The sequence below is a fragment of the Prevotella sp. P4-51 genome, from assembly GCF_002251455.1.
Classification (GTDB): Bacteria; Bacteroidota; Bacteroidia; order Bacteroidales; family Bacteroidaceae; genus Prevotella.
In genome coordinates this window covers 45555-58782 of record NZ_NPJM01000069.1, presented here as the reverse complement: position 1 = coordinate 58782, position 13228 = coordinate 45555, and the positions used below count along the sequence as shown (strand labels likewise).

Genomic DNA, 13228 nt, shown 5'->3' with positions numbered 1-13228 from the left:
CGATTATGAAGAAGTGTTTTATTCTTGCGTGGTTGCTGTTGCCTACCACATGGTTGCTGACAGGATGTACGGACAACATTGAGACAACTGCCCCCGAAGAGAAGACTACTGGTCTTGAGCCTATTCAGATGGAGTGCAGCAAGGTGCAGCAGACGCCATTTGCCAAGCAGAGCAACAAGTTTGCCAACAAGTTTTTCGCTACGGCAGCCAAGGAGGTCGAGGGCACAAACACCAACCTGTGTATATCGCCCATCAGTATGCAGTATATACTCTCTATCTACGCCAACGGCTTGGCTGACGAACAGGCGCAGAAGGTGGTGGACTTCCTGGATATGGGCACACTGGACCAAGTCAACGAGAGCAGCCGTCAACTGCTGGCCCTTTTCAATGAGGACGACGAATATGTCAAAGTGGCAATGGTCAATGGACTGTGGCAACAGGCCAACAGCAAAGAGATAATCCCATCATTCGCCGAGAAGATACAGACATACTATCTGGCTGACACCAAAGAGACCAACTTCAAAGACCCACAGGCTGCCAAGAGTATGATAAACGGTTGGGTTGCCGACAAGACCGATGGCAGGATAACCGATGCTCACCTGAAAGTGGGCGACTATACGTTTACACAGAATGCATGGGTCAATGCCACATCCTTTGACGCCAAGTGGACTTATCCGTTCAACGCCCTGCATACCAAGAAGGACAGTTTCACCAACATAGACGGCACCGTGTCAGAAGTAGATATGATGGAAGCCAATGTAGGTATGGCCTTCGACTATTCCAATGAAGATGTCTATATCATGGAACTGCCTTATGGCAAAGGATACTACACTATGATGTTGGGAATACCGCGTAAAGCAGAGAAGCTGGACTCTATATGCGCCAATACCGACTGGTGGGCAGTTCACGAGCAGGCCCATCTCGCTCAGTTGGAACTCTACATGCCCAGGTTCTCGATCTCTACAGACTTGACAACACTATTCAAGAATGAAGAGAATAGCGCTACTGGCATACTCAGTAAACTGGGATTGGACGAGTCTGTTGCCTACGCCGACATGGTAAAAGCCACAAAACCAGCACGCCAGATGTGGGGACTGTCACAAACTGCCATCATAGAGGTAGAGGAAAACGGAACCAAAGCCGTAACCTCCACATCTGGCAATGAAGGCATGTATATATCCCCTTACGTTCCGCGCAGGATAGACAAGCCCTTCTTCTTCGCTATCCGTGAGAATACAACTGGCACCATCCTGTTTATGGGAAAGGTAGTACATCTCTAAGACAACACGCGCGACAACACGCATCAACTCAAGCGGCCTGCAACCGAGAGCTATCACACTCACGGTTGTGGGCCGCTTAGCCTATGCAAGGGAAACCACCACGGCCAAAGCGGGCATAAGTTTTTGGATGCCAGCAATAAAAAAAACGGCGAAAACGACCATTATGTTGAATAAAATGAGTAATTTTGTACTCCAATGGACACTTCTGAACTGCAAAAGATAAAGCAACGGTATAATGTTGTCGGCAACAGCGACGGGCTCAACCGTGCACTCGACATCGCCCTGCAGGTAGCCCCAACCGACCTGTCGGTACTCATCGTGGGCGAAAGCGGTGTGGGTAAGGAGATTATACCCCGCATCATCCACGACAACTCCCCCCGACGCAAGGAGAAATACTTTGCCATCAACTGTGGCTCCATCCCCGAGGGAACGATAGACAGCGAGCTCTTCGGACATGAGAAGGGTTCGTTTACCGGCGCCATAGGCGAGAGCGAAGGCTATTTCGGCACCGCCGACGGCGGCACCATCTTCCTGGACGAGGTGGGCGAGCTGCCCATAGCCACCCAGGCACGATTGCTGCGTGTGCTCGAGACGGGCGAATATATCCGCGTGGGCGGTCAGAAAATCATGAAGACCAACGTGCGCATCGTGGCCGCCACCAATGTCAACATGCGCAAGGCCATCAGCGAAGGCAAGTTCCGCGAAGACCTCTACTATCGCCTCAACACCATCCCCATCCAGATGCCGCCACTGCGCGAGCGCGGCCAGGACATCCCCCTGCTCTTCCGCCTCTTCGCCCTGCAGACGGCAGAGAAGTACAAGCTGCCCAAAATAACGCTCACCGACAAGGCCAAGCTCCTGCTGATGCAATACAAGTGGCCTGGCAACGTGAGACAGCTCAAGAACATCACCGAGCAAATCTCTGTACTCAGCGAGAAGCGCGAGATAGACGCCGAGACGCTGTCGCAGTTTATCCCGCAAGACCCAGAGAGTACCGAGCTTGCCACTGTCGAAAAGGCAGGCAAGCACTCCTACGAGAGCGAGCGCGAACTATTATATAAGGTATTATACGAGCTGCGCGGCAATGTGACCGAGCTGAAGAAGGAGATAGACGCGCTCAAGAAGCAACTGGGAGAGCACGGCACGATGACCGCCCAGCAATACGGCCACTCGCTCCCACACATCGCCAACGGACAGATGGCGACAGTACAGGCAGAAGACGCGGTGGCAGAAGAGATAAAAAACGAACCCGCAGAGCCCATGACGCGCGAAGAGCACGACAAAAAGGAAATAATGGAAGCACTGGAAAAGGCCAACGGCCGACGACGCGAAGCTGCCATAGCCCTGGGCATCTCAGACCGTACACTCTACCGCAGACTCAAACAATACGGACTCGACTAAACGATGACAATGAAGAAAAAACTCATATACATACACCTCGCACTGATGGCATTCGTGCTGACCACCATCACCGCGTGCGCCTTCAAAGGCTACAAGTTCAACGGTGCCAGCATAGACTACACCAAGACCAAGACCATACAAATCAACGATTTTCCCATACGCAGCAGTTATGTATGGGGACCCATGGGCCCTCTGTTCAACAACGCCCTCAAAGACGAATTTGCCAACCATACCCGTCTGGTACAGGTCAAGCGCAACGGCGATCTCAAGATAGAGGGAGAAATCATACAATACACGCAACGCAACAAGTCGGTGTCGAGCGAAGGTTACTCAGCACAGGTAGAGCTCACCATGACCGTCAGCGTAAGGTTTACCAACAACGTGAACCACAAGGAAGACTTTGAACGTCAGTTCTCAGCCTCGCAGACATACGAGTCGACCCAAAACCTGAACTCGGTACAGGAAGAACTGGTCACCCAGATGACCAAGGACCTCGTAGAACAGATATTCAACGCCACCGTGGCCAACTGGTAAACCACCCCAACCACCACAGATATGCAACTGGACTTAGAGCAACTCATCAAGCATCCGCAGACCATGGACAAGGAGACCCTGTACGACCTCCGAAGCCTCATTGCGCTCTATCCCTACTTCCAGACCGCACGTCTGCTGATGCTGCAAAACCTCTACATCCTGCACGATCCCTCGTTTGATGAAGAACTGCGCAAGGCAGCCATATACATCACCGACCGCAAGATGATATTCAGGCTGATAGAGGCAGCACACTACAAGCTCAAAAGTGCCACCACCGACAACAGCCAGACAAAGAACGCCCCAGGCGCCGACCGCACCATCTCGCTCATTGACAACTTTCTGGACACCATCCCCGCCACCGATGAGGAAGAGCCGAAGAAGAAGAAACGCAAGCCAACGGCTGCCGACGCAGCGATAGACTACGTGAGCTTCCTGCTCGACACCGAGAGCGAAGACGAAGAGAGCCCCGAGACTCCGCTGATGAAAGGACAGTCGCTCATAGACGACTTCATCAACAACGACAAGGGCAAGATAGAACTCAAGGAAGAACCTGAGTATGTGCCCGAAAGCAATGACACAAAAGACAGCGAAAATATGGTGGACGGAAGCTACTGCACCGAGACTTTGGCACGAATTTACATCCAACAAGGCCGTTTTGAGAAGGCTTTGGAAATAATTACGCGCTTAAATTTGATTTTTCCAAAAAAAAATGCTTACTTTGCAGACCAAATACGGTTCTTGGAGAAGCTGATACTGAACAGCAAGGCCAAAAAGCCATAAGATATAGAGCAAATAATAACAAAAAAAATAAACAACAAGATGATTTACACATTATTCGTAGTACTTATCGTACTGGTATCTATCCTGATGATTGGCATCGTGCTCATCCAGGAGTCTAAGGGAGGAGGTCTCTCTTCACAGTTCTCTTCTTCCAACCAATTCATGGGTGTTCGCAAGACTACCGACCTGGTAGAGAAAATCACATGGGGCCTGGCCGCCGTTATGGTTGTCATCAGCGTAATCTGCGCCCACACCGCTCCCAAGGCCATCACCGAGGAAAGCGTAATGGAGAAGGCAGCTACCCAGACAGAGACTACCAATCCTACCAACATGCCTGGCTTCGGCGCAACCCAGCCTACCAAGGGCAATGCCCAGCAGGCTCCCGCTGCCCCCGCAGCCGAGAACAACAAGTAAGAGTTACCGACGGTACGCAATATGAGCCCGTTCTGCCCGACGCAGAGCGGGCTTTATTGTAGCCGTCCACGCCGACGGGCGCAAGAGAAGGCACAGCCTCCAGGCTGCGCAGCCCCCGTGGAAGCAGAAAATACAAGGCGGCGCGAAAATAATGGGCAAAAAATTTGCAGGAAACAAATATTTCCATTACCTTTGCACTCGCTTAATGAGATTAAGCTCTAAATGGTGGCTGTAGTTCAGTTGGTTAGAGCGTCAGATTGTGGTTCTGAATGTCGTGGGTTCGAGTCCCATCTGCCACCCATAAGAAGCAGTTCTTCGGAACTGCTTTTTTTGTTTCCCCCAATCAGCCAAGCACGCAGCCGAGCCCATCCCACGCACTACCAACATCATCTCACGCATTGCCGAGCACATCCCGCACGCAGCCGAGCCCATCTCACGCACAGCCAAGCACATCCCGCGCACAGCCGAGCACATCCCGTTTACATCCAAGCCCCGACTCCGTCCCACCGCTATCGTCCCCGCAAGACGCGGAAGCACCCCACCCCGCCTGGAGCACATCCCGGCGAAGCTGGAGGGTACCTTGGCAAAGCTGGAGGGCGTCCCGGCAAAACTGGAGGGTACCTCCACGCAGCTGCTGACCACCTCGGGCAACGCGCATCGGACGATACGAGCTTTCGTATCGTCCGAAACTCGCATCCGTACCGTCCGATACGTACATCCGCGCCGTCCGATACGCGCCAACAATGATGGTCACCACACCGCCGAACACACTCACAACCAATGTCCTGCTGACCGTTAACGACCACAGCACAACCTCCGTGCAGCGCAACCCTGACAACGGGCGCGATGACGCGGTCAGCGGCAGCCCCATAACCACAATCCCCATCCATCCCGTTACGGGAAAGATGGGGATTGCCGGCAATCGGAGAAGCAGACTACTTCATCTTCTTGTTCATAGCCTTCAATGTGACCGAGATATTGGCCAGAACCCGCATAAAGCTCCAGCTAATCAGCGAGGAGGCAAGCACCATGACCGTGGTCACAAATCCGCTGGGACTGAATATCTTGTCGTCGATGTATTGGTACTCGGGATTTTGTACCCAGACAATGTTGAATAAGCAGATAATCGAAGCGATGATGCCACATACCAATACGATGTTGGCGATAATTTCGAGCGTCGTCTCTGCACCATTGCCGGCATTTTCTTCTACGGGTGCTACAGCCTTGGCTGCCACTGGCTCTGCTACAGGCTGCACCTCAGGGTCTTTTTCATTTTCTTGCATGATTACTATTGTTTTTATTGTCGTTACTTTTGTTTATTCTTTAGGGCTGCGGTGCATGAACCTATTGTCGGCCCACAACAGCAGGACTATAACCGCCAGTGCCACAGCCACCTGAATCAGGATGGCGCCCGGACGCTGGTCGAAGAAGCGGTCGATGTGGCGGTAGACGTGGGCGAAGAACGACTCTGCCGTATTGGCTTCGCGGATGACATTGCGGTGGACGGTGATATTGAACAATATCTCGCCCATATTGTCAGCAAACCACATCTCGGGCAGATACTTCCTGCCCAGTCCGGCACGCAGCATGGCTATCTTCTGCCCATTGGTCATGGCGGGGCCGTAGCGCTCGAGCAGCGAGGTGACCACAACCGTGTTACGGCAGGAGTCCATGATGTCCAGTACGCGGCGGTCCAGATAGATGTCGTTGACCGAGACATAGAGGTCGCCCGAGTGGCGGGCCTCAAAGCTGAAGACACGGCCACGGTCGTGGTTGCCCTGTATCATGCGCCGGTGGTCGGCATCGCGGTCGCTGTCGTAGAGCAACGGTTCGTTGGAGGCACGTATCTGGTAGAGCAGCGAGCCAAAGACTGGCTCGACCGCCGTCCACTCCATGCCCAGCAGCCGCCGGGTCTCACCCTTGTACATGCACAGCCGCGTGAGTTGGGCAGAGCGCATGTCCTGCTTGTCCTTGCCGGCGACATCATAGGACAGTCCGGGCATCACCATGTCGAAAGGCAGCACGCAGTTGTCCTTGGCACAATGGTAGAGGTCGGCCACGCGGCCATAGTAGGCACCCGACGCCGTGACCTCGACTCGGTCGCCCCGCACCACCTGTATGCCGGTGTTGGCCCAGCACTGTCCGGTGTTGTAGAGAAACACATTGCGCTCGCTGCCACAAGGCTGGGCCATGGTGATGGCTCCTTGCTCATTGATGCGCTGCGAGGGGTCGAAGAAGAGCACGCCCCGGATGAAGAACGAGAGGATGACCAGCAGCAAGACGATGGCGAAGACCAGCGAGACAAAGAAGATGACAAAGTTGACGCGTGCCGACCTCACCTTGGACGGGCAGTCGGCGAGCCGCTTCACCCTCGCCCCAGACATGAGAGCTGCCGCCACAGCTGCGCCTCTATAGCAGAGCCACGGTAGGAGCATGAGCGTCTTCCACACCATGCGCACCACGAGCATGGTCACCGGCAGCCGGTCGGTGGGGCGGTAGTCTATGAATGGCTTGATGCCCAACACCTCGGCATCGGTCTGCGGGCCCGACGGCGTGGGGCGCTTGTCTGACAGCAACTCGGCAAGAAACGACCTGTCATTAATCACGTATCGCGCCAAGCCCGTGGTGGTGATAGCACTCGTAATGGTCTCAATAAGCGATTTGACATTCATTTTTGCTGCGTATTACGTTCGATGACTACAAGAAACGAACCCACATTGTCGGCAAACCAGGGGTCGCGGAACTTCTTCTCCTTATAATAATAGAGTTCGTTGTTGACGGGATAATTGGTCTTGTCGACCTCCCTGCCATTGTAATAATATCCCATACCATACGACCGGGCCTTGAGGACAGCGGCATCGGCCACGGTGCCGTCCTTGAGTTTGAGCGGCAAGGCTATGGTGTGGGTCTCCTTCACCGTGGCGTCCAGTCCGTGCTGCTCTACCGCCGCGATGACCCAGTCGAGAGAGGCGTCGGGGGTGGCAAGCGAGTCTCTCAGCGTCTTCATGCTGGCAAGATACATGCTTCGGATGACCGTATCTGTCATCACCACATCGTTGACTGCAAAGTGAAGCACGCCGTCGCAGGGCACCACATAGTCGACACGCTCCTTAGAGATGACAGAGATGGTGGTGTGCAGGCTGCCACGCTCCAGACCATCGAGATAGACATCATTGTCGGGGTTCTTGTACCAGCCTATATCCTTCTTGCTGTGCTCGTAGGGGATGACCTGCATCAGCAGCACGCCGAAAGGCTCGTCGGGCGCCAGCTTGTACTTGTCTCTGAAGTCATTGTGGCCTCCCTTGCGTTCAAAGCCCTCGGTGCCCACCCATCCGAAGCCAGGCTGGCGGTCCTCGTTGGCTGCGTCGACCAGATAGTGTATGGCGGTATTGGCTGCACCCGATGCCCGGATGGATATACGCTCGTTCTTCTTGACCTCGATGCCCGAGTTGGCCCACAGTTCTGCCGTGTTGAACAGCCAGTATATCACCTCCTTGTCTTCGGTCTGCATGATGGTGGCGCCATAGGTATTGGTCTTGATGACATTGTAGGGATAGAAACTCTTGACCACCAGCACCACAAAGGCCAGACCTACAAACAGCACGATGACTATCACAAAGAGCGAGGCTATCACCTTCCACAGCGACCTCGGGCTCTCAAGGAGCTCAAAGAGGCGCTTGTGGCGCACGATATCTATGGTTATGGTCTTCTGGGCATCGTCTGGCTGAGCTACAGGGTCAGTCTGTGGCGTCACTCTCTCATCGGCATTCACCTCTTTGGGTATTTCTGGAGACATAGCAGTAATAGGTTTTAATGTTAAGGATTAAGATAACATTGCAAAAATAAGCAAAAAAACGCTGCGAGTAGCCATTGTCGCCCACTTTTTTACTCCCAAGCATAAAAAAAGCATTACCCCGGCACACAATCCTGCCAACGTAATGCTATTGATGGAGTGGAGCTGGAGGGATTCGAACCCTCGTCCGCACAGTAAAACCATATGCTTTCTACACGCTTATTCCGGCCTTCGGTTTTCGTGCATTGGCAAGACCCGGACCACCAACCAATGCCTTATCCTCTAAGATTTCATCTCCGATGCGAGGCTTTCGAGAGACTATTTCCGACTGTACTGCACCGCTTGACCAAGGAGTTTCGGAAAAAGAGCCCTTGAGCGATGTCTCGTCCCGTCACCTGGTGGCGGGATAAAGCCAGTAATCTACTATGCTTCGATTAGGCAGCGAGAGCGTAATTGTTTTCGCCAATTAATTTGTCGATGACTCTGATTAAGGAGATAGCCAACGAGTCTCCGCGTGCTTACATACCATCTTAGCCGCCGTCAAATCCAGTCAACCCCAATGATATATGAGTTGCAAAGATAAGGGTTATTTGCGAAACCAACAAGAAAAAAGCGGAAAAAATCCATTTTCACGCCCAAAATGCGCTACTATGCGCTCGTCGATAGGGTAATGGCAGAGGCTGTCATAAGAGAAATGATGTCGTAAACAAACGTTTCAGACAAACGTCTGGCTTGTAGCATCAAGGCACACTCCTTATATCTAAAAACCTGAGTTCGGGATAAGCGACTGTCGTTTTTCTTGCTATGCCAGATTTCCGATAGGTGCATATTACATTTGCCCTCCAAACAATATGGATGGCAAAATGCAGAATTGTAAAGTCCAAATGAAGTTTACTTTATAACAGCAAGCTGTCCGTCAACATTCTCTATGCAATAGTCAATGTTGATGGATGGCTTCTTTTCAAAGAAGCTATACGCAGCCAAAACAGAAAGGACATTCATTACGAAATTGAACACGCTACGATGTCTTGAATGTACAAGTTGTGCAACATTCTTAAGTTCGTCATTGATGGTTTCTATGACAGATCTTTTGCGCAACAGAATCTTGTCATACAATGGCATAAGCTTGTTTTTCATATTGCATTTCAAGCCAGTGACAATTTCTATACCGTTGTTAAACAATCTCTCAAACAAGCCATGCGAAATATATCCTTTGTCTGCGAATAATTTTCCGAACACATTATCACTCAATCTGTTAAAAACATCTGTATTCCTATCGTCAACATTCGCTTTTGTAAGCATAAAGTTAAGCAGTTCACCTCTCTCATTGCATATCAGGTGTAACTTGAAACCGAAATACCATCCCATGGTGCTTTTACCTCTTTCTGCATAATCACGGAATACCTTATTTCTTGTTATACGCTTGTTGTGGCATACAGGAATGCATGTGCTGTCAATGAAACTTATACCCGTGCATCTGCCAAAGCAAAACAGTTGGAGGAACAGCATCATCTCAACCGCGACTCTGGACTCGAGTTCAACAAAGCGGTTATATGAATGCAGCTTGGGGAACAGGTCGTGCAGGTGAACCTTGACATAAAAAAGGTAATAATGCTTGAAGTTGCGGAAAGTGTTGAAATGAAAGTAGATGAGTATCGTCATGATTTCCGACCGGCTCATAGTCCATTTCCGATTGCGGTGCTTACGCCCATCTGACTCACAAATGGACATGCGGGCAATTTCCATATCATATTCTTGGCAAAAATCATCGATAATACAGAAAATTTCCGTAATTTTGTTCTTGGTAATCTCCATAACTATAGTATCCTTTAATTTTATAATTAATTGATTCACAACCATAAAGGTACTAAAAATTATTGAGATTACCAACTTTTACAAAGACTTTCTTATCCCGAACTCAGGTTAAAAGGCGACTATAATGACAACTCCCATGCTGGCCATGAAAGACAACACATCATCCGCATGAGCGATGGTAGTGTCAAAAGGTCATAGTAAGATAAAAGGTCTATGGAAATGGAGGCACAGGCGGCCTCCATTTCCTTTTTTATAACCAATTATATTATAGAATTTATGCAAATGACCGTTGTTCTCTGCTCAATAGATTCTAAAAGGCATTCCTTGCTCCGTCAACCAGCAACAATGCCATCCGTCTGGAAAATAAGCGATTGATGCTTTAAGCAGAAGTTTCTCCTTGCCTCCGCTGCCGTTATCAACAAGACAACACGCATTCATTCCAAAAGTTGCCCCTTCCGACACCCATCCTTCAGTAATTTCGGGTAGTTCTTCTAACGAATACATCTTCACCAGATTGGTCTCTATCTTGTTCGTGAAGCGATAATGTCCTCCATTATAAACCTTCCAATCAGTTTCAAGTTGCACCACATTATCGCGGGCGAACACATCTCCACAAGCGATAGTCAATGTGAATTTTGAATATTCATAATTGACAATGCTGTCTTTGATAAACAGGATTGTTTTCACCCAACTCTCAATTTTCATATTGGTTATGCTGATAATTCCAGTCTCTTTGGTATATGCAATACAGGAGGGCATTGCTGTACTAACAGTTTTGTCTTGATTATAAACCTTAAGAGATTGGTAACCTTCTAATTTTTCCGCATCAACTCCAGTTGCATTGTCCTCCCTGAATGTGTGATTGAATACATCACAATCACTCATAAATGTCATATCAGAGAATTGGGGCTCTTCAAAATAATAAAAATACTTGAACATTTGGTATTGGTTGCCTTGAGAAAGCGGGCCTGCAAATCCACATGGATGGGGAGCCTTGGGGTGGTAGATAGTACGGTAGTAGTCAATGAAATTATGGGTGATAGTCGCTGCATTGTAATAGCCAAACTCAAAGCACTCATTATCACACAATTCCTGACCGCCATTAATATAATTATTGGCAATGGTAGAATCGCACATTATCATCTCTTTGCTACCAAATTTGGCAAACCAATAACACGTCAAGAACATACTGTATGTAATATTGCAAATGCTATAAAGAGAACTATCGTACAAGAACGCCTCCATTCTGCAGAAATAGCAATCACGTATAGTAAGTGAGTGCAACGTACAGTTGTCAAAAAAATGGACGGTATTTTCCTTGTGTTTAGGCGCACCATTTCCTCTCCAGTTAAAATCCTTACAGTCTTCGCAATAGAAATACACACCCTTAATAAAGCCCGATATTTCGGTAGCATCTTGAAACAGATGGGTGCTGTTACCCAATCTTATACATCCTGTTTTTACCTCGTCTCCCGTTTTGATTTTAAGTCCATGGATACAATTTCCAACGATATATAGTCTAACTTCACGATTCTCGTTAATAGGCTCCGTAACATAGAATGTATAACCACTGGGGATAAGAATTGGAATTCCAGAAGAATGGGAAGCAGAAATGCTTTTTCTCAACGCTACGGTGTCATCTACCTTGCCATTACCGACGGCACCAAACATAAGGGGAGTAATATAATCCATAGATATATATATTTTAGTTAGTTTCGCAAAACTAACTAAAAAGGTTGATTCCAACAAGAAAAAAACGGAAAAAATTGTTGGCAATCAAAAAAATAACTATATTTGCATGCAGAACACTTTAAATGATTTCATCTATGAGTAACTTTTTTCTTACATTACGCACTTTTGCCTGCCTGTTCGCCATCACGCTGACATGCAATGCCCTGGCTGACGACAACTCTCCAAGCCAGCAATTCACTGTAGTCATGGAGCAACCCGGAACTCTGGAAGAGGTCTTGGGCGACAAACCTCTTAATATAACCAGCCTGAAGATTGTTGGCAACATATATTCCTCAGACTTGCTATATCTGGCTCCATTCATGTATTCCCAAAAATTTCTTTCCCATTATTTTCCAGGTAACGATGCTCCGGATAAAAAACTTGCATGGCACAAGGACAACAATACCAACACGCTGAATGAAATAGATTTGTCGGAAGCCACTCTCCTTATGAGCAACAATGAAGAGCAAAACCAATATCGGTATTATGAGAAACTCCCTCCTGTAAACAATCCTACGATGCTGGTACACTATGCAACAATTGACGACATAAACTCGCTTCCTCGGAATATATTCGAGAATTGCGAAAACTTGAAAAAAGTGCATTTACCCAACTACATGCACAGCACGGGGTATGGTTCTTTTGCAAATTCAGGTTTAACGGAAATACCCTTGACTGCATCTATTGACACCATAAGTAATTGGTCGTTTAAAGGAACCTATGCCACTCATATTACATTTCCTAATTCTGTCAAATACATAGGAGCAGGTGCTTTTTATCATTCACGTTTAGAGGAAATCCATCTTCCTAACTCTTTAAGTTATTTGGGAAGCTCTGCTTTCAGCTTTTCTATACACCTGAAAAGCATTAACATCCCCGAAAAAATAGACAGTATATATAAAGAAACATTTAGAGGATGCGATTCTCTTTCCACTATATATATTCCCAAAAACATAAAATATATTGGAGATGGAGCATTTAAGATAGATTACGGAAAGAGAGTGAACAGAACCATTCATGTATATGGATGTCCTGATTTAGAAGGTAGCCCTTTTTGTTCTTCGAGCTCGCATACAAATATCTATTTTTATTCTGCCACACCTTGTAAGTTGAAAAATGTGTATCTCAATGAAGAGCTATACATTCCTATCGATGCAAAGGATGCATATATTAGCAATCCCGAATGGAAAAAACTTGAAAAAAGACTCCATTATTTCGATGCCACTGTAGGTGTGGCAACGCCATCGACACCCGGGAAAGCACACGAATGCGACATATATTCTATCAATGGGCAACGCTTAAAGAACAAACAGAAAGGTATCAACATCATCCGCATGAGCGATGGTAGTGTCAAAAAGGTCATAGTAAGATAAAAAGTCAAAGGAAATGGAGGCACAGGCAGCCTCCATTTCCATTTTTATAACCGCCTATACCCTAAAAAGATATACACAACGACGTGGTGGCAACCGCAACCGCCATG

Annotated in this window: 11 protein-coding genes, 1 tRNA gene and 1 other RNA gene; 7 read left to right on the top strand and 6 right to left on the bottom strand. The window is 48.5% G+C overall.

What is annotated here, in order from left to right; genetic code table 11:
* The first annotated feature begins 5 nt into the window (after positions 1 to 5).
* The 6 genes from CIK94_RS12865 (at position 6) to CIK94_RS12840 (ending at position 4708) form a co-directional block, all read left to right on the top strand.
* Positions 6 to 1280: a serpin family protein gene (locus CIK94_RS12865; RefSeq protein WP_094387777.1), complete on the top strand. Its 1275-nt coding sequence runs from the start codon at positions 6 to 8 to the stop codon at positions 1278 to 1280.
* Between the two features lie 195 nt (positions 1281 to 1475).
* Positions 1476 to 2681, top strand: a complete 1206-nt coding sequence (locus CIK94_RS12860; RefSeq protein ID WP_094423272.1) for a sigma-54-dependent Fis family transcriptional regulator — start codon at positions 1476 to 1478, stop codon at positions 2679 to 2681.
* Positions 2682 to 2726: 45 nt separating this feature from the next.
* Positions 2727 to 3215, top strand: coding sequence for an LPS assembly lipoprotein LptE (gene lptE, locus CIK94_RS12855; protein WP_371327089.1), 489 nt, complete (start codon positions 2727 to 2729; stop codon positions 3213 to 3215).
* Between the two features lie 27 nt (positions 3216 to 3242).
* On the top strand, positions 3243 to 3995 hold the full coding sequence (locus tag CIK94_RS12850; protein ID WP_094423303.1) for a hypothetical protein: 753 nt from the start codon (positions 3243 to 3245) through the stop codon (positions 3993 to 3995).
* A gap of 39 nt (positions 3996 to 4034) precedes the next feature.
* Positions 4035 to 4409: a preprotein translocase subunit SecG gene (secG, locus tag CIK94_RS12845; RefSeq protein ID WP_094423271.1), complete on the top strand. Its 375-nt coding sequence runs from the start codon at positions 4035 to 4037 to the stop codon at positions 4407 to 4409.
* A gap of 225 nt (positions 4410 to 4634) precedes the next feature.
* Positions 4635 to 4708: transfer RNA gene (locus tag CIK94_RS12840), tRNA-His, on the top strand.
* A gap of 636 nt (positions 4709 to 5344) precedes the next feature.
* On the opposite strand, the gene CIK94_RS12830 is transcribed toward CIK94_RS12840, so the two are convergent.
* From CIK94_RS12830 to CIK94_RS12805, 6 genes are all read right to left on the bottom strand, one after another.
* A complete protein-coding gene (locus CIK94_RS12830) occupies positions 5345 to 5692 on the bottom strand; it encodes a hypothetical protein (protein ID WP_094423269.1) in 348 nt (115 codons plus the stop codon).
* 33 nt (positions 5693 to 5725) lie between these two features.
* Positions 5726 to 7081 carry a hypothetical protein gene (locus CIK94_RS12825; protein ID WP_094423268.1) on the bottom strand — a complete coding sequence of 452 codons (1356 nt, stop codon included), beginning with the start codon at positions 7079 to 7081 and terminating at the stop codon, positions 5726 to 5728.
* Entirely contained in the window at positions 7078 to 8205 is a 1128-nt protein-coding gene (locus tag CIK94_RS12820) for a hypothetical protein (protein ID WP_094423267.1), read from the bottom strand. Before CIK94_RS12820 ends, CIK94_RS12825 begins: the two co-directional genes overlap by 4 nt.
* A gap of 154 nt (positions 8206 to 8359) precedes the next feature.
* Positions 8360 to 8760: a transfer-messenger RNA gene (ssrA, locus tag CIK94_RS12815) on the bottom strand.
* Between the two features lie 333 nt (positions 8761 to 9093).
* Positions 9094 to 10017: an IS982 family transposase gene (locus CIK94_RS12810; protein ID WP_094423302.1), complete on the bottom strand. Its 924-nt coding sequence runs from the start codon at positions 10015 to 10017 to the stop codon at positions 9094 to 9096.
* Between the two features lie 300 nt (positions 10018 to 10317).
* The gene (locus tag CIK94_RS12805; protein ID WP_094423266.1) at positions 10318 to 11709 is read right to left on the bottom strand and encodes a hypothetical protein; all 1392 of its coding nucleotides are present in this window, start codon (positions 11707 to 11709) and stop codon (positions 10318 to 10320) included.
* A 134-nt stretch (positions 11710 to 11843) separates the two neighbouring features.
* Between CIK94_RS12805 and CIK94_RS14795 the strand changes: the two genes are divergently transcribed.
* Complete coding sequence (locus CIK94_RS14795) at positions 11844 to 13121, top strand: leucine-rich repeat domain-containing protein (RefSeq protein ID WP_216821947.1); 1278 nt, start codon at positions 11844 to 11846, stop codon at positions 13119 to 13121.
* Positions 13122 to 13228 lie beyond the last annotated feature (107 nt).